Origin of the sequence: Nonomuraea sp. NPDC050540 (assembly GCF_044457485.1) — a bacterium.
Classification (GTDB): domain Bacteria; phylum Actinomycetota; class Actinomycetes; order Streptosporangiales; family Streptosporangiaceae; genus Nonomuraea.
In genome coordinates this window covers 174,981-193,014 of the sequence record NZ_JBITHA010000003.1, presented here as the reverse complement: position 1 = coordinate 193,014, position 18,034 = coordinate 174,981, and the positions used below count along the sequence as shown (strand labels likewise).

The window sequence follows — 18,034 nt, the reverse complement described above, 5'->3', positions numbered from 1 at the left end:
TTTCTTCTGGTGACAACGTTGTCAGGGAGGCTCGTATGCGCAGAACGCATCTGGCGGTCGTGACGGCCGTCGCCGTGGCGGTGTTCGCGGGGTTATCCGGGGTGGCGGCGGCCGATCCACCGCCGTCACCGCTGCCGTCGGACGCCCCGTCCGCGGCCCCCACCCATCCGGCTCCGATCGAGGAGCGGCCCTCGGCCCCGCGGGCGGCGGGCCCGAGCCGGGTCGGCGCGGCGCCGCCCGGGGCGCTGTTCCACTCCTCCTTTGAAACGGGGCAACCCCAGCCCGACTGGGTCAATACCCCCGAGGAGGGCAGGCCGGCGGAAGGGGTCACCGGGAGCACCACGGGCGGGATTCCGGGCAACATCACCGACGAGATCGCCGAGGTGGCGGCCAGCGGCGAGTACTCCCAGGCGGGCGAGGTCAAGGAGAACCTGCTCGACGGGGACGTCAACACCAAGTGGCTCGTGTTCACCTCGACCGGCTGGGTCTCGGTCAGGCTGACCAAGCCGATCAAGGTCGTCCGCTACGCGCTGGCCAGCGCCAACGACGCGGCCGAGCGGGATCCGCGCGACTGGGCTCTGGAGGGATCCCAGGACGGGCGGAGCTGGACTGCCGTCGACACCCGTGCGGGCGAGGTGTTCGACGCACGGCTGAAGACGCGGGAGTTCGAGGTGGCGAACGCGGCGCCGTACCTGCACTATCGCTTGAACGTGACCCGCAACGGGTCCGGCGGGATCGTGCAGCTCGCCGAGCTGCAGTTGTCCGACGGGGACACGGCGCCGAAGCCGCCCTCGCCGATGCGCGGTGTGGTCGGGCCGGGCCCCGGCAGCGGGTTCGCGGCCAAGCTGCGCGCCGGGTACACGGGGCTGCAGGCCTTCCGGTACTCGGGCAGCACCACGCGTGAGCAGGGTGGGCGGGCCACGAACAAGGTGTTCGAGACCGACATCGAGGTGGCGGCCGACACCGAGCTGTCCTACAAGATCTTCCCCGAGTTCACGGGGGCGTCGACGGCCTATCCGAGCACCTTCGGGGCGGTGGATCTGGCCTTCGCCGACGGGACCTATCTGAGCGACCTCAAGGCGGCCGACCATCACGGGGTCACCCTGAGCCCGCGCGCTCAGGGGACGTCCAAGACCCTGTACGCCGATCAGTGGAACCACAAGAAGGTACGCGTCGGTGACGTGGCCAAGGGCAAGCGGATCAAGCGCATCCTCGTGGGCTTCGACGCGCCGGCCGGGCCGCTGTCGTTCAAGGGATGGCTGGACGACGTCACGCTCGCCCCGGCCGACGACAGGAAGCCGGGCAGCGTGGCGGACTACGCGCTGACCACGCGGGGCACGCACTCGACGGGCGGCTTCTCGCGGGGCAACAACTTCCCGGCCACGGCGGTGCCGCACGGGTTCAACTTCTGGACGCCGATGACGGGGTCGGGGTCGAACTCCTGGCTGTACGAGTACCACCGCAACGGCAACGCCGACAACGTGCCGACCATCCAGGCGTTCGCCGCCTCGCACCAGCCGAGCCCGTGGATGGGCGACCGGCAGTCGTTCCAGGTGATGCCGTCGCCGCTGGCCAGGCCGAACGCGGACCGGGTGGCCAGGGCGACGCCGTTCTCGCATGACAAGGAGACGGCGCGGCCGTACTACTACGGGGTGGATCTCCTGAACGGGATCCGCACGGAGATCGCGCCCGCCGACCACGCGGCGGTCTTCCGCTTCACCTTCCCGGGTGACGGCGGCAGCCTGATCTTCGACAACTACAACAACGACGGCGGGCTCACCGTCGGCGCCGACGGCGTGGTGAGCGGCTTCACGGACGCGCGCAGCGGACTGTCCGCCGGGGCGACGAGGATGTTCGTGTACGCCGTGTTCGACCAGCCCGTCACCGCCGGTGGCAAGCTGACCGGCGCGGGCCGCGACAACGTCACCGGCTACACCGCCTTCGGCGCCAAGCAGGTGACCATGCGCATCGCCACCTCGTTCATCAGCGTGGAGCAGGCGAGGCTGAACCTGGCCGAGGTCGCGGACGGGTTCGAGCCGGTGAAGGCGCGGGCCAAGCGGGCGTGGGAGGACAAGCTGGGCGTGATCGAGGTGGAGGGCGCCCCGCAGGACCAGCTCACCACGCTGTACTCCAACCTGTACCGGCTGTTCCTGTATCCGAACTCGGGCTTCGAGAACACGCCGCAGGGGCCGAGGTACGCCAGTCCGGTCTCGCCCCCGGCCGGGCAGAACACGCCCACGCAGACCGGGGCGAAGGTGGTGGACGGCAAGATCTACGTCAACAACGGGTTCTGGGACACCTACCGCACCACCTGGCCCGCGTACGCGCTGCTGTCGCCGCAGGCCGGGGAACTCGTGGACGGCTTCGTCCAGCAGTATCGCGACGGCGGCTGGATCGCGCGCTGGTCCTCGCCCGGCTACGCCGACCTGATGGTGGGCACCAGTTCGGACGTGGCCTTCGCGGACGCGTACACCAAGGGCGTGCGCGGGTTCGACGCCAAGGCCGCCTACGCGGCGGCGCTGCGCAACGCGACCACGGTGCCGCCGAACGCCTCGGTGGGCCGCAAGGGCATGGCCACGTCGGTCTTCCGCGGGTACACGGCGCTCAACGAGGTCGGCGAGGGCCTGTCGTGGGCGGTGGACGGCTACATCAACGACTTCGGCATCGCCGAGATGGCCAAGGAACTGGCCAAGACCGCCACCGGCCCAGAGAAGACGAAATATCTCGATGAAGCCGAATATTTCGGCAATCGGGCGCTCAACTATCTGAACATGTGGGATCCCGCCACGGGCTTCTTCCAGGGCCGCGACTCCACCGGCAAGTGGCGCCACAGCAAGGCCACCTACGATCCCCGCGTCTGGGGCTTCGACTACACCGAGACCAACGGCTGGAACATGGCCTTCCACGCGCCGCAGGACGGCGTGGGACTGGCCGGCCTGTACGGCGGCCGCCCGGCCCTGGCCAAGAAGCTCGACGACTTCTTCACCACCCCGGAGACCGCCACCTTCCCCGGCTCGTACAACGGCGTCATCCACGAGATGCGCGAGGCCAGGGACGTGCGCATGGGCCAGTACGGCCACAGCAACCAGCCCAGCCACCACATTCCCTACATGTACAACTACGCCGGGCAGCCGTGGAAGACGCAGGCGAAGGTCCGCGAGGCCCTGTCCCGCCTGTACCTCGGCAGTGAGATCGGCCAGGGCTACGCCGGTGACGAGGACAACGGCGAGATGTCGGCCTGGTACCTGTTCGGCGCGCTCGGCTTCTACCCGCTCCAGATCGGCAGCCCGCACTACACCGTCGGCTCGCCTCTGTTCACCAAGGCCACGGTCCACCTGCCCTCGGGCCGCGACCTGGTGATCAACGCACCGGCCAACAGCGCGAAGAACGTCTACGTCCAAGAGCTCAAGGTCGACGGCAAGGCGTGGTCGTCGACCTCGCTGCCGCACGACGTGCTGGCCCGCGGCGCCGTACTGGACTTCGCGATGGGACCGGAGCCGTCGGCCTGGGGAGAGCCGCTGAACTCGATCACCCCGGACGGCGCGACGCCGCGCCCGCTGCGCGACATCCCCGTGAGCGGCGGCCCGGCCGCGCTGTCGGACGACACCTCGGCCACGACCGCGCAGCTGTCCGGCCCGGTCACGCTGCGCGCGGGCACCAGGGAGAAGGTCTCCTTCTACACGCTCACCTCGGCGCAGACGGGGCCGTCGTCGTGGACGCTGGAGGGCTCCCTGGACGGCACCACCTGGACGGTCGCCGACCGGCGGCAGAACGAGCCGTTCACATGGTCCCGCCAGACCCGCCCCTTCAAGATCGCCAACCCGGGCCGTTACGCCCACTACCGCCTGACCGCCACGGGAACGCTGGCTGAGCTGGAACTCCTGGCCCGGCCCGACCCGGCCTGCACCCAGACCGTCGCCGGCACCCATCCCGGCCCGCTCACCGTGAACTCCGGCGTCACGTGCCTGGCCGCCGGGGCGAAGGTGACGGGGCCGGTGGTCGTCCGCGAGGGCGCCGGCCTGTACGCGCTGGACTCGGCCACGATCGGCGGCCCGCTCAGCGCGGCGGGCGCCGAGACGGTCGCGCTGCTCGGCACGTCGATCGGCGGCCCGCTCTCGGCCACCGGCGTGGCGGAACTGTCGCTGGAGGCGGTGACCATCGGCGGACCCGCGGCGCTGACCGGCAACACGGGCCCGCTGATCGCCGCCTCGGCCGTGCGGGGTCCGCTGACCTGCACGGGCAACCGGCCGGCCCCGACCGCCAACGGCCTGCCCAGCACCGTGGGTGGACCGGTCACCGGGCAGTGCCGTTCACTCTGACCCGTCAGGGCTCACCCGGCGAACGGTGTGGGCGGGACTCCCCCGCCCACACCGGCCACCGCCAGCAGCGACCCGCCGTCGGGGGCTGCGGTGGTCACGTAGAGCGTGCCGCCGCCGAAGGCGCAGCTCGTCGGGCGGGCGCAGGGCGTCTCGACGACCGTGTCGAGCCGCCCTTCAGGCGTATAGCGGTGTACGGCGGCGCCGTCCCAGACCGCCACCCAGACACAGCCGTCCTCATCGACGGCCAGACCGTCGGGCAGCCCGCCCCGGACCCGCGCCACCACGCGCCTGCCGCTGATGCGGCCCTCGTGGACGTCGAAGGCGTCGAGGGTGCGGGCCGGGGTGTCGATGTAGTACAGGGTGCGGTGGTCCGGGGCCCAGCCGAGGCCGTTGGAGCAGGTGACGCCGGCGAGCTCGGTGCTGGTACGGCCGTCGGGAGCCACCCGGTAGAGGGCGGCCGTGCCGGGGCGGTCGGTGCACATGGTGCCGATCCAGAAATGTCCCCACGGGTCCACGGCGCCGTCGTTGAACCGGGTGTCGTGCGGCAGCTCCCACCGCCCCAGCGGCACTCCCCCGGGCTCCAGGGTCAGCCGGTCGCCGCGGGCCACCACCAGGCCCCCGCCCCGTCGCGGGGCGATCGCCGTCACCATCCCGGCCCGAGGATCGCCACCCCGCCCTCCGGAGCCCCCGCCTCGCAACCCCGTGCCTGGGGCGCCCCGGCCGGGAAAATCCGTGCCTTCCAGCAGATCGGGAGAGGAGGTTGCGCGGCCACGGGAGGGGGCCGAGCCGAGGGCGACGGAGCTCATGGAGCCGGGAGTCGTGGAGCCCCAAGGGGTGGCGAGGTTGGAGCTCGTGGAGTCGAGGGAGGTGGAGGTGGTCGTGCCGGGAGGGGTTGGGGGCGGGCGTCCGTGAGAGGGGGCGGGGGTGCGAGGGGTGGGGGTGTGAGGGGTGGAAGGGGTGGGGGTGTAGGTGTGGATCATGCCGCGGGGGAGGTCCACCCAGAGCAGGAGGCCGCGGCCCTCGTCCCATACCGGGCACTCCCCCAGCTCGGCCGTCCCCGGTACCACGACCTCCGCCCGGAGCCGCCTCACAACGAGTTGCGGTAGGGCGGCATGAAGCGTAGCCGCGGCATCTGGTCGGCCAGGACGCCGCCATCCACCACGAGGGTGGCGCCGGTGACGTAGCGGGCCTGTTCCGAGACCAGGTAGCGGACCGCCCCTGCCACGTCCTGCGGCGTGCCGTACCCGCCGTGAAGGGGGATGCGCTCCTCCCACGCCCCCTCGAACGCGGCGCGGTCGAGCGGGAAGTCGCCGTCGATGGGGGTGGCGATCATGCCGGGGGCGACCGCGTTGACGGTGATGCCGTGCGGGCCCAGTTCGGCGGCGAGCGACTTGGTGGTCAGCTCCAGCGCGGCCTTGGAGGCGTTGTAGTGGGCCAGTCCGGCCTCGGCCATGAGGCCGTTCTTGGAGGAGATGTTGACGATCCGCCCCCGGACGCCGTCGGCGATCATGTGCTCGGCCACCCGCTGCGCCAGGAAGAAGGGCGCCTCGCTGTTGACCCGCATGACCCTGCGCCACTCCGCCACGGTGATCTCGTTGAAGTGGCGCAGCGAGGCGATGCCCGCGTTGTTGACGAGGACGCCGATCGGGCCGTGCTCGCGCCGGACGCGGTCGACCAGTGCGGCGATGGCCTCGGTGTGGGCGAGGTCGAAGGCGTAGGAGGGCGGGGGTTCGGTGCCGGGCAGGTCGACGGACACCACACGGAGGCCGGCGGCGAGCAGGTCGGCGGCGATCGCCTGGCCCAGGCCGCGGGCGGCGCCGGTCACCACGGCCAGTTCGGCGCTCACGACAGGCCCAGCAGGTCGAGCGACGGGCGGTGGATGAGCTTCTCGATCTCCTCGCGGTCCAGTGGGGGCAGGCCGGGGATGCCGGGTACCGCGCCCACCGCGCGCAGGCCGTCCACGGAGGCGTTCACCGTGGTGAAGGGGTAGTCGCTGCCGAACAGCAGCTTGTCCCACACGCCGTAGTCCTGGACCAGCCGCAGGCTGTGCCACAGCTGGAAGGGCCGGTAGTGCAGGGCGGAGACGTCGGCGTAGACGTGGCGGTGTTTGCGGATGACCGCGATGCACTCCCCCTCGTACGGATGGCCCAGGTGGGCCAGGACCATCCGCAGCCCGGGATGGCGGATCGCGACCTCGTCCAGGTGGACGGGCAGCGCGTACCGCAGGGGCGCGGCCGAGACGAACGTGGTGCCGGTGTGCACGAGCAGGGGGAGCCCATGGGTCTCGGCGTAGGTGTAGAGGTCGTCCAGTTCCGGGTCGGCCGGGTCGAATCCGGCGTACATCGGCATGAGTTTGATGCCGCGCAGTCCCAGGTCCTGGTGGCCGTGGACGAGTTCGTCGCGCCAGCCGGGCTGGGTGGGGTCGAGCGCGAGGTAGCCGATGAGGCGGCCGGGGTGGGCCGCGGCGTAGGCGGCCACCTCGGCGTCGTCCACCCACAGGCCCGACCGGCGCGCCTTGCCGCCGACGACGATGGTCGTCGTGTCCTCGGGTGCGGTGGCCGCGTAGCCGGCCCAGCGCACGGTCAGGTCCACCTCTCCCCCGTGGGCCCTGGCCGACTCGGCCGCGAACGGGTCGCCCAGGTCGCCGGGGCAGGAGAACAGGTGCGAGTGGACGTCAACGATCACGCTTTTCCCAGCCTTCGGCGAACATGTTCCAGAAGCGGTGGGACGGCGGGTGCTCGGCGAAGACCTCGTCGACCAGTTCGATCCCGAGCCCCGGCCTCTCAGGAATGCTGATGTATCCGGACTCGACGGGCAGCGCGCCCCGCACCGCGTCGTGGACATGCGGGTCCACCATGCCGTCGAACGTCTCCAGGATCAGGAAGTTCGGCATCCCGAGCACTGCGTGCACGCTGACCGTGGTGCAGACCGGCGAGTTGGAGTTGTGCGGCGCGACCAGCATCGCGTGCACGTCCGCCTGCGCCGCCAGCTTCCTGACCTCGGTGAACCCACCGGCCATCGACAGGTCGGGCTGGATGATGTCCACCGCGCCGGTGGCGAACAGCCGCGCGTACTCGTAGCGGTTGTGGAAGTGCTCCCCGCCCGAGATCGGCATCGTGGCCCGCTGCCGCAGCTCGGGGTAGCGCTCGATGTGGGTCCAGGGCAGCGGCTCCTCGAACCAGCCGAGGTCGAACGGCTCCAGCTCCCGCACCAGCCGCTGGGCGGTGGGCATGGCGAAGCGCGCGTGCCCCTCCACGAACAGGTCGGCATCCGGTACGGCCGCGCGCACCGCGGCCACGATCTCCACCGACAGCCGCAGCTCCTGCCTGGACAGGGACCCCAGCCCGGCCCCGAACGGGTCGAACTTGAGCGCGGTGTAGCCACGCGCGGCGACCTCGCGGGCCTTGGCGGCGAACGTCTCGGGGTCGCGCTCGCCGGTGTACCAGCCGTTGGCGTACACCCGGACCCGCTCGCGGCAGGCGCCGCCGGTCAGCCGGTAGGCGGGGACGCCGAGCGCCTTGCCCATGATGTCGTAGAGCGCCTGGTCGATCCCGGAGACCACGATCCCGCCCACGTCGCCGCCGCGCAGGAAGTCGCCCTGGTACATGCGCAGCCAGATCTCCTCCACGTCGAAGGGATCGGCGCCGATCAGGTGGCGTTCGGCCATGGACTCGGCCAGCGAGCACGTCTCGCGGCCCCGGTAGGGGTGGGTGATCTCGCCGACGCCCGACAGTCCCTCGTCGGTGTGGACGCGCACGTAGGAGAAGTCCCGCCACGCCGTACCCAGGGAAAGGGTCTCCACGCGGCTGATGCGCCCGGCCGGTCCGGTGGGGCGGCTCTTGTCGACGGTCAGCATCAGCGGGTCCCGCCCATCGTGCTGGCGCCGCTGAGGTCGAGGTCGGCGCCGGTGGCGAGCTGGGCGCTGGCGGCCAGGGCGGCCGCCTCCAGCAGGTGGTCGACGTCGGCGTCGGTGTGGGCGTAGGAGACGTGGCTGCGCTTGAGGTTCAGCGGCAGCTCGAAGATGCCGTGTTCGAGCAGCCGGCGCCGGTAGCCGATGAACATGCTGGCATCATTGCGCAGCAGGTCGTCGTAGGTGCGGGCGGGTCCGTCCATGAAGTACTCGACGAAGACCGAGCCGTATCCGGTCACCAGTGAGGGGACGCCCAGCGAGGAGAAGATCCCGGAAAGGCCGGTGCGGATGCGCTCGCCCAGCCGGAAGACGTGCTCGTGCACCGGCTCGGACTGCAGCTTGCGCAGGGTGGCCAGCGCGGCGGCGACCACGGCCGGGTGGCCGTTGTAGGTGCCGGCGAAGAAGGCGGGCCCGCCGGGCCGGGAGCTGAACAGGTCCATGAGGTCGGCGCGGCCGCCGATCGCGCCCACCGGGTAGCCGTTGGCGATGGCCTTGCCCATGGTGGTCAGGTCGGGTGTGATCCCGCTGATCGCCTGCCAGCCGCCGAGGTGGTGGCGGAAGCCGGTGATCACCTCGTCGAAGACCAGCACGCTGCCGGCCCGGGTGCACTCCTCGCGCAACGTCCGCAGGAACTCCTGCTCCGGAAGCAGGCAGCCGACGTTGTGCGGCACCGGCTCGACGATGACCGCGGCGATGTCGGCGCCGTGCTCGGCGAAGGCCTGCCGTACCGCCTCGGCGGAGTTGAACGGCAGCACGAGCGTCGCGTCGAGCACCTCGGGCAGGATCCCGGCGGAGATGGGGTCCTTGCCGCCCACGCGGTCGGGGGCGGAGATCACGTTGAGGCTGACCGCGTCGTGCCAGCCGTGGTAGCAGCCCTGGAACTTGACCACGAGCCGCCGCCCGGTGGCCGCCCTGGCCACGCGCAGCGCGTGGAAGGTGGCCTCGCTGCCGGTGCTGGTCAGCAGCACCTGCTCGACGCTCGGGACGAGCTCGGTCAGCGCCTCGGCGAGCTCGACCTCGTCCTCGGTGACGCCCACCCCGCACAGGTCGACGGTACGGCCGGCCTCGGCGACGGCCGCCGAGACGTCGGGGTCGTTGTGACCGAGCAGGGGCGGGCCGAAGGCCGCGTGGTAGTCGACGTACTCCCGGCCGTCCCGGTCGCGGAAGCGGGCGCCACCGGCCTTGGCGATGACGAGGTCGCCGAGTCCCGGGACGTTGCGCTGCCCGCTGTTGACGCCGCCGGGGATGACCCGGCGGGCGCGCTCGGAAAGGACACGCTGATTCAAGATCTCTCCTCGAAGCGCGCACGTCGCGGCCCAGCCCGGCCGCGGCGAGCACTGACGATCCACCGCTGATGTGCATTTGCCGAACACTGTTTGGCATAACCGAACAGCTTGGAAGGACCATAAACAGCCCAAGGCCTGGGTGTCAACGACGAACTCCGCTAAGCTGTTCGGTTGTGACGAACACTCCTGCTGAGGATTCGCGATATTGGGTGCGGAGCGTGGCCCGCGCCGCCGAGGTTCTGGAGGCCCTGAGCAAGAGCGACGGCGGCGTGAGCGTGACCGACCTGGCCGCCGCCTGCGGGCTGAGCAAGAGCGCCGCCTTCGCGACCCTGTACACGCTGCGCCAGTACGGCCTCGTGGCCGACGACGGCGAGGGCATGAACCGCCGCTACCGGCTCGGCATGGCGCTGGCCAGACTCGGCTCCCGCGCCCAGGACCAGCTGAGCCTGCGCGACGTGGCCCGGCCCGCGCTGGTCGAGCTGACCCGGCAGACCGGGATGAACTCCCGCCTGGCGGTGCCCGACGAGGGTCAGGCGGTCGTCGTCGACCAGGTCAGCAACGGCGAGCGCATCCAGGTCGACCTGCGCATGGGCACCCGCGAACTGCCCCACTGCACCGGCCTGGGCAAGGCGCTGCTGGCCGAGATGGCCGACGAGGAGGTGACAGCGCTGGTCGGGCGGGTCGGCCTGCCGTACCGGACGGGGCACACGATCACCGACCTGCCGGTGCTGCTCGCGCACCTCAAGACGGTCAGGGAGCTCGGCTACGCGGTCGACGACGAGGAGGACGCCGACGGGATCTTCTGCATCGGCAGCGCGCTGCGCGACCACACCGGCGCCTGCGTCGGCGCGATCAGCATCACCTCGCTGAAGCGCGACCTGCCGGCCTGGCGTTATCAGGAGCTCGGCCGCCAGGTCAGGGCCACCGCCGAGCAGATCTCGGGGGAACTCGGCGCTTGACAGAACCCACGGACGCTGTCTAGCGTCCACGGCTAATCGTTTCGGGCGCATCACTGGCTCCCGCCGCCGCAGCCCCGGCGCCGGGAAGTACGGCCAGCAGCACCGCCGCCTGCACGCCTCAATGCGTGTCGCCCGGCCTTCCATCCCCTTTGAGGCCAGAACCATGAAACAGGTGGCCAGTGTCGCGCGCCTTCTCACGCTCGACGCTTCCAAGCTCGCCGACGGCACGGTGCTCCGTGTCGCCGGCTACCGCGCCGCGGGCGACGGCGGCGGCATGCTCGTCCGATGGGACGCGCGCTCGACCGCCAAGGCGAACGGCGGCACCGTCCTGGGCGCCGCCGGAAGGGGCCGCTGGCTCCAGATTCACGACGGATGCCTAGATTTCCGGAAATTTGGCATCTTCGACGCCAAAACCCCCGCAGACGCCGCACTCGACGCCATGGTCAACGACCCCGGCGTCAGCCGGATCGAGGCCCGCACCGACCTGAACTTCACCAAGCGCCACACCTTCCACCGCTCGGACCTCGTGCTCGACTTCGGCGGCCACCTGATGACCACCGAGGGCATCGAGAAGAACTCCCATGACAACCCCTTCGGCGCCGTCCTGTTCTTCCAGGGCGAGCGCACGAAGACCACCCACGTCCACAAGCTCACCGCCGTCCTGCCCGATCTGTCCGACGTCTTCGAGGTGGGCGACTCGGCCGGCTTCGCGATCGGCCAGTGGTGGGCGGTCGAGGTGGACGCCCTGTCCGGGACGTACGAGCGTGAGCTCCAGCGCCTGGTACAGATCACGCGGATCGTGGACGGCTCCCACATCCGCGTGAACTACAAGAACGGCTGGGAGCTGGCTCCCGGCCGGTCGCTCACCTGGACGCGCGTAATACCGGTCGAACGCGTCCAGGTGAGCGGCCTCCGCTTCACCGGCGTCCCCGGCGGCGACCAGTACACCGGCTCCCACCCGCTGGCCTACGAGTACGCGGTCCACTGCGACGTCGCCGACGTCCAGGCCGAGGGCTCCTTCTGGCCGGTGATCATGCGCCGCTGGTGCACGTTCTTCCGTACCGAGCGGTGCGGGCTCAAGAACCCGCCCACGGTCATGTACGGCGGCGCCGGTTACCTCACCCAGCAGATCTACTGCCTCTACGGCCACGTGGCCGACTGCACGACCTCCAACGTCCGCCACCTCAACGACTTCACCGCCAGCGCGTACTGCACGGTCGAGAACCGCCACGGCGACGGCGACGACGAAGGCGGCAACCCCTTCACCACCCACGGCCAGTACGAGCACGACCTGGTCTTCACCGGCAACTCCGGCCTCATGGACCTGGCCAACAGCGGCGCCCTGTGGGGCACCAGCGCCAAGCGGATCACGGTCAGGAAGCATCTGTGCTCCTGGTTCGTGGCCGGAACCAAGATCACGGATCTGACGCTGGAGGACGTCAGGGTCACCCCCCGCTCGACGTTCGACCCGGCGGGAACGCTCCAGGTGAACGCCGACGGCGTCCAGATGCGCGGCTGCTCGGCGAAGACGTTCGCGATCGGCCAGCGCTCCAGCCGCTCCACCCGGCCCAACGTGATCGAGGGCTGCTCCTTCGAACTGCCCAAGGGCCAGGTGGTCGTGCAGACGCCGGTCACGAACGCGGTGCACTTCAAGGACTGCGTCCTCACCGGCCTCGACGGCGCGACCCTGCGCGGCTCCGGCCCGCTCACGTTCACGGACTGCGTCCTGGACGGCGCCGGCCCCCTCCTGCTGGGCTCGGCGAGCGTCACGGTCAGGGGCGGGCGCATCACCGGCACCCCGGTCCAGCTCACCGCCGTGCGCGACCAGATCCTCAGGCTTGAGGGCGTGGAACTGGACGGGTCCCCGCTGACCAGGGCGGACGGCCCCGGCGCCATCACCTGGGAACTGGCCGGCGTGCGCAGCCGCGCCGAGCGATCCCACCTGGAGCTGACCGGCGGCGAGAACCGCTACCGGGCCACCGGCTCCGCCTTCACCGGCGGCACGCTCGCCCTGACCGGGGCCGCCGAGGTCCTGCACACCGGCTGCGTCGAGGACGGCGTCGAGCGCCGGTTACCGCCGCCGGGCCCGCGCGTGCTGGTCAGCCACACCATCACGCTCTGAGCCGATCACCCCCACTCCCAGCAAGGAACCACCCATGGAACGTCGTGACATCCTGCGCGCCTCCGGCCTGGCCGCCGCGGGCACCCTCCTGCTCGCCCAGCCCGCGCTGGCCGACCCGGGCAAGAAGCCCAAGGAGGAGGTACGCGCTGCCGCCACCGTCGCCGAGCTGCTCGCCTTCGAGGCGGCGAAGCTGGCCGACGGCACCCTGGCCCAGGTCGCCGGCTACCGCTCCCCCGGCGACGGCGGCGGCATGCTGGCGCGCTGGGACGCGAACTCCACCGCCCCGGCCAACGGCGGCACCGTCCTGGGCGCCGCCGCGAAGGGCCGCTGGCTCCAAATTCACGACGGATGCCTAGATTTCCGGAAATTTGGCATCTTCGACGCCAAAACCCCCGCAGACGCCGCACTCGACGCCATGGTCAACGACCCCGGCGTCTCCCGGATCGAAGCCCACACCGACCTGAACTTCACCAAGCGCCACACCTTCCACCGCTCCGGCCTGGTGCTCGACTTCGGCGGCCACCTGATGACCACCGACGGCATCGAGAAGGCCGGCGCCGACGACCCCTTCGCCGCCGTGCTCCTGTTCCGCGGCAAGGTCACCGAGACCAAGGTCACCCACAAGCTCACCCAGGTCATGCCCGACCTGTCGGACGTCTTCGAGGTCGGCGACTCCGGCCGGTTCAAGGTCGGCCAGTGGTGGGCGGCCGAGGTCGACCAGGGCGCCGGCCGCTGGGAGAAGGAGCTGCAGAAGCTCGTCGAGGTCACGCAGATCGTCAGCCCCACGCAGATCCGGGTCAACTACAAGAACGGCTGGGAGCTGAAGGCCGGCCGGAGCGTCACCTGGACGCTGGTCGAGCCGGTCGCCCGGGTCCACGTCCGCAACCTGCGCTTCCGCGGCGTCGTTCCCGGCGACCAGTACACCGGCTCGCACCCCCTCGCCTACGAGTACGCCGTCCACTGCGACGTCGAGTCGATCCACGCCGAAGGCACGTTCTGGCCGGTGATCATGCGCCGCTGGGCCACGCACTTCCGTACCGACCGCTGCACGCTGAAGAACCCGGCCAGCGTCACGTGGGGCGGCGCCGGCTACCTCACCCAGCAGATCTACTGCCTGTACGGCCACGTCGCCGACTGCCACGTGGCCAACTCCCGCCATCTCAACGACTTCACCGCCAGCGCGTACTGCTACGTCGAGAACTGCCACGGCGACGGCGACGACCAGGGGCCCTTCGTCACCCACGGCCAGTACGAGCACGACCTCACCTACACCGGCAACTCCGGCCTGATGACCTTCGCCAACTCCGGCGCCGCCTGGGGCTCGGCGGCCAAGCGCATCACCGTGCGCAAGCACGTCTGCTCGTGGTTCGTGGCCCGCGTGAAGATCACCGATCTGACACTGGAGGACGTCCAGGTCATCGGCAAGCCCTCGCTCAGCGGCTCGGGCATGATCTGGGTCAACGCCGACGGCGTGCAGATGCGCGGCTGCTCGGCCAGCCACACGCTGATCGTCTCGCAGCAGTCGAAGCTGTCGGGCCGCCCCAACCTCATCGAGGGATGCACGTTCACGCTGCCCGCCAAGAGCGAGGTCGTGCAGGCCGGCGTCACCAGCCCGGTGCACCTCAGCCGCTCGGTCCTGCACGGCCTGGACGGCAACACGTTCAACGGCGCCCAGACGGTCTTCACCCACGTCGTCTTCAACGCCGCCCAGAACGCCGCGCCGCTGACCTTCGCCGGGTCGGCGACGCTGACCGGCTGCACGCTCAACGGCCTCGGCCTGCGCGCGGCGGGCAAGGCCGACCAGCGCCTGCGGCTCGACGGCGGCACGGACATCTCGGGCGGGGGCGAGGGCGGCGCGCTGCTCTCCCGCGCGGAGCCGGCCGGCCTCGTGTCCTGGGAGCTGTACGGCATGCGCAGCCGTACCACCGGAGCCCACGTCCTGCTGGAGGCGGGGCGCAACCGCTACACCGCGACCGGCAGCCAGTTCAGCGGCGGCAAGCTCACGATCAAGCAGTTCGAGCTGGTCCAGCACACCGGCAACGTCGAGGAGGCGGTGACCAGGGAGCTGCCGCCGGACGGCCCGAAGGTCCTCACTTCCGGAAATCTGGTGATCTAGGTGCGGAAAGTCACGCTGGCCATCGCCGGAGCGGGCAACAGGGGGCAGACCTACGCCTCCTGGATCGCCGCCCATCCCGACCGGGCCGAACTCATCGCGGTCGCCGACCCCGACCCGGCCAGGCGCCGCGCGATCGGCGCCCGGAGCCCCGGCATCCAGGAGTTCGGCGACTGGCGGGACCTGCTCGCGGACAGGGTGGCCGACGCGGTCATCCTGTCCACGCAGGACCGCATGCACGTCGAGCCCGCCATCGCGCTGGCCGGCGCCGGCTACGCGCTGCTCATGGAGAAGCCGCTGGCCCCCACCGAGGAGGAGTGCCGGCGCATCGTGCGGGCCGTGTCCGAGTCGGGGGTGCTGTTCGCGGTCTGCCACGTGCTGCGCTACACGCCCTACACCGAGCTGGTGAAGCGGGTCACCGGCAGTGGGGTGATCGGCGAGATCATGAGCGTCGAGCACCTGGAGCCGGTCGGCTGGTGGCACCACGCCCACTCCTACGTGCGCGGCCCCTGGCGCAGCGAACGGCTGGCCAGCCCGATGCTGCTCGCCAAGTCCTCGCACGACCTCGACTGGCTCACCTACGTCACCGGCCGCCGGATCCGGCGGGTCTCCAGCTTCGGCTCGCTCGGCCACTTCCGGCCGGAGCGGCGCCCGCCCGGGGCCGCCGACCGCTGCCTCGACTGCCCGATCGAGCCGGTCTGCCCCTACTCCGCGCCCAAGCTGTACCTCAACCGCGGCTACGACTGGCCGACCAGCGTGCTCGGCGGCACCGAGGCCGAGGTCATGGACGCCCTGCGCACCGGCCCGTACGGCAGGTGCGTCTACGCGAGCGACAACGACGTGGTCGACCACCAGGTGCTGGCCATGGAGCTGACCGGCGGGGCCACGGCCACGTTCACGATGACCGCCTTCACCGAGCAGACGCACCGGCAGACGAAGATCTTCGGCACCCATGGGCGGCTGATCGGCGACGGCGAATCGGTGGAGGTCCTCGACTTCCGCGACAGCCGTACCACCCGGTGGGAAGGCGTGAGCAGCGGGTCGAACGCCGGCGACGGCCACGGCGGCGGCGACGCCGGCGTCATGGACGCCTTCGTGAGCGCGCTGGCCACCGGGGACCGCTCGTTCGTGCGCTCGGACCACACCGAGTCGCTCCACAGCCATCTCGCGGTCTTCGCCGCCGAGCGGGCCCGTCACACCGGCACGGTCGTCACCGTGCCCTATGCCTAAATGCCCGAATCCTAGAAGAGGAACGATCATGCGACCTCGCGCACTGGCAGCCGCGCTGCTCGCCGTCGGAACGCTCGCCGCCTGCGGCGGGTCCGGCGGCGACGGCAAGCAGGCCGTGACCATGTGGATCTACCCCATCATCGCCGACCAGGCCAAGCACCAGGCGTTCTGGGACGGGCAGATCAAGGCCTTCGAGTCGGCCAACCCGAACGTGGACGTCAAGGTGGAGATCTACCCGTGGGCCAAGCGGGACGAGGCGCTGTCCACGGCGATCGCCGGCAACAAGGCGCCCGACGTGGTCTACCTCATCCCCGACCAGCTGCCCAAGTACGTGAAGACGCTGGAGCCGGTCGACGCCTACCTCGCCGACAAGGCCGGCTACCGGCCCAACGCGCTCCAGGCGGTCACCGTCGACGGCAAGGCCATGGGCGCGCCCGTCCTCATGTCGGCCAACCCGCTGGTGTGCAACCAGAAGGCCTTCGACGCCGCCGGGATCAAGGACTTCCCCAAGACGTGGGAGGACGTGCTGCGCCTGGCCCCGCAGTTCAAGGCCAAGGGCGTGGACGTCACCAACTACTGGGCCGACCCGGCCGCGACGCTCAACCAGTCGTTCTACCCGCTGCTGTGGCAGGCCGGCGGCGACGTCTTCACCGCCGACGGCAAGGCCAGCGCGTTCGGCGGCCCCGAGGGCGTCAAGGCGCTGACCTTCCTCAAGCAGCTCGCCGACGGCGGCTTCGTGGAGAAGGACCTGCTGACGGGGCTGCCCAAGTTCGAGCAGACGCGCACCGCCCAGAACAAGGTGGCCTGCACCTGGCAGCAGCTGCCCGCCGACGTCGAGCCGTTCTGGGGCAAGGAGAACATCAAGGTGGTGCCGCCGCTGACCGGCGCCAAGCAGGTCGCCTACGGCACGGTCGGCTCGCTGAGCATGCTCAAGGCGAGCAAGAACAAGGAGGCGGCGGGCAAGTGGATCGCCTTCGCCACCGGGGCCGAGCCGAGCAAGGCGTTCAACCTGGCCTCGGGCTTCTTCTCGCCGCGCACCACGACCGGCGCCCTGTACGCCGCCGACCCGGTCCAGTCCGAGGTGGAGAAGACGCTCGACCTGACCACGGCCGGGCCGCTGCACGACAGGGCCCGTGACGTCATGGGCGTGCTGGCGCCGGAGATCCAGGCCGCGCTCATCGGCAAGAAGACGCCCGAGCAGGCGCTGGCCGACGCGACCAAGGCCGCCGACGCCCTGCTGGGCCGATGAGGTTCACGCTGCGCTGGGAGGCGCGGACCGGACTGCTGTTCGTCCTGCCGTGCCTCCTGCTCTTCCTGGCCTTCCGCTTCGGCCCGTCGATCGCGGGCGTGCTGCTCGGCTTCTTCGAGTTCGGCATCGGCGAGAGCCCGGCGTTCACCGGCCTGGACAACTTCCGCCGCATGGCCGGCGACCCGGTGTTCTGGGACTCGCTGCAGGTCACGCTGATCTACACCGTGCTCTACGTGCCCATCTCCATGGCCGCCTCGGTCGGCATGGCGCTGCTGGTGCGCCGTTCCTTCCGTGGCGCGCGCTTCTTCCGCTCGGTCTTCTTCCTGCCGGTCGTCACCAGCCTCGTGCTCGCCGGGACCGTCTTCACCTGGCTGTTCTCCTCCGAGGGCCCGATCACCAAGCTGACGGGCCTGTCCTGGCTGGCCTCGCCGACGCTGGTCCTGCCCGCGCTGGTGATCGTCTCGGTCTGGTCGAGATTCGGGTACGGCATGCTCATCGTCCTGGCCCGCCTGCAGGATCTCCCCCGCGAACTGGAGGAGGCGGCGCTGTCCGACGGAGCCTCGACCTGGCAGCGCTTCCGCCACATCGTCCTGCCCCAGCTGCGCCCGGCGCTGTTCTTCGTGGCCGTCATCGAGACGACGACCTCCTTCCAGGTCTTCGACCTCGTCTACGTGATGACCGGCGGCGGACCCGCGCACGGCAGCTTCACACTCGTGATGGCGCTGTACGAGCAGGGGTTCAAGAACTTCGAGTTCGGCTACGCCAGCGCGATCGGCGTCGCCCTGTTCGTCATGACCCTCGTGGTGGCGCTCATCCAGCGCCTGATCATCGGGAGGAGCAAGTGAC

General features: G+C 70.8%; 12 protein-coding genes. 7 read left to right on the top strand and 5 right to left on the bottom strand.

The window, feature by feature from the left end; translation table 11 throughout:
- The first annotated feature begins 35 nt into the window (after positions 1–35).
- A complete protein-coding gene (locus ACIBI5_RS11210) occupies positions 36–4,319 on the top strand; it encodes a GH92 family glycosyl hydrolase (protein WP_397245622.1) in 4,284 nt (1,427 codons plus the stop codon).
- 11 nt (positions 4,320–4,330) lie between these two features.
- On the opposite strand, the gene ACIBI5_RS11205 is transcribed toward ACIBI5_RS11210, so the two are convergent.
- The 5 genes from ACIBI5_RS11205 to ACIBI5_RS11185 all read right to left on the bottom strand — a co-directional run bounded on the left by ACIBI5_RS11205 (position 4,331) and on the right by ACIBI5_RS11185 (position 9,515).
- A complete protein-coding gene (locus tag ACIBI5_RS11205; protein WP_397245620.1) occupies positions 4,331–4,969 on the bottom strand; it encodes an SMP-30/gluconolactonase/LRE family protein in 639 nt (212 codons plus the stop codon).
- A 437-nt stretch (positions 4,970–5,406) separates the two neighbouring features.
- A complete protein-coding gene (locus tag ACIBI5_RS11200; protein WP_397245618.1) occupies positions 5,407–6,165 on the bottom strand; it encodes an SDR family NAD(P)-dependent oxidoreductase in 759 nt (252 codons plus the stop codon).
- Positions 6,162–7,004 (bottom strand): amidohydrolase family protein, encoded by an 843-nt coding sequence (locus tag ACIBI5_RS11195; RefSeq protein ID WP_397105126.1) that lies wholly within the window; start codon positions 7,002–7,004, stop codon positions 6,162–6,164. Before ACIBI5_RS11195 ends, ACIBI5_RS11200 begins: the two co-directional genes overlap by 4 nt.
- Entirely contained in the window at positions 6,994–8,175 is a 1,182-nt protein-coding gene (locus ACIBI5_RS11190; protein ID WP_397245615.1) for a mandelate racemase/muconate lactonizing enzyme family protein, read from the bottom strand. Before ACIBI5_RS11190 ends, ACIBI5_RS11195 begins: the two co-directional genes overlap by 11 nt.
- Positions 8,175–9,515 (bottom strand): aspartate aminotransferase family protein, encoded by a 1,341-nt coding sequence (locus ACIBI5_RS11185; protein ID WP_397245613.1) that lies wholly within the window; start codon positions 9,513–9,515, stop codon positions 8,175–8,177. The genes ACIBI5_RS11190 and ACIBI5_RS11185 overlap by 1 nt, the downstream gene beginning before the upstream one ends.
- A 209-nt stretch (positions 9,516–9,724) precedes the next feature.
- On the opposite strand from ACIBI5_RS11185, the gene ACIBI5_RS11180 reads away from it, so the two are divergent.
- The 6 genes from ACIBI5_RS11180 (at position 9,725) to ACIBI5_RS11155 (ending at position 18,033) form a co-directional block, all read left to right on the top strand.
- Positions 9,725–10,474 (top strand): IclR family transcriptional regulator, encoded by a 750-nt coding sequence (locus tag ACIBI5_RS11180; protein WP_397245611.1) that lies wholly within the window; start codon positions 9,725–9,727, stop codon positions 10,472–10,474.
- A 172-nt stretch (positions 10,475–10,646) separates the two neighbouring features.
- Positions 10,647–12,596: a hypothetical protein gene (locus tag ACIBI5_RS11175; RefSeq protein WP_397245609.1), complete on the top strand. Its 1,950-nt coding sequence runs from the start codon at positions 10,647–10,649 to the stop codon at positions 12,594–12,596.
- A gap of 34 nt (positions 12,597–12,630) precedes the next feature.
- Positions 12,631–14,712, top strand: coding sequence for a hypothetical protein (locus ACIBI5_RS11170; RefSeq protein ID WP_397245607.1), 2,082 nt, complete (start codon positions 12,631–12,633; stop codon positions 14,710–14,712).
- Positions 14,713–15,939 (top strand): Gfo/Idh/MocA family protein, encoded by a 1,227-nt coding sequence (locus tag ACIBI5_RS11165; protein WP_397245605.1) that lies wholly within the window; start codon positions 14,713–14,715, stop codon positions 15,937–15,939.
- 28 nt (positions 15,940–15,967) lie between these two features.
- Positions 15,968–17,188 (top strand): ABC transporter substrate-binding protein, encoded by a 1,221-nt coding sequence (locus tag ACIBI5_RS11160; RefSeq protein ID WP_397245603.1) that lies wholly within the window; start codon positions 15,968–15,970, stop codon positions 17,186–17,188.
- Positions 17,185–18,033: a carbohydrate ABC transporter permease gene (locus ACIBI5_RS11155; RefSeq protein ID WP_397245601.1), complete on the top strand. Its 849-nt coding sequence runs from the start codon at positions 17,185–17,187 to the stop codon at positions 18,031–18,033. Before ACIBI5_RS11160 ends, ACIBI5_RS11155 begins: the two co-directional genes overlap by 4 nt.
- Position 18,034: the final 1 nt, after the last annotated feature.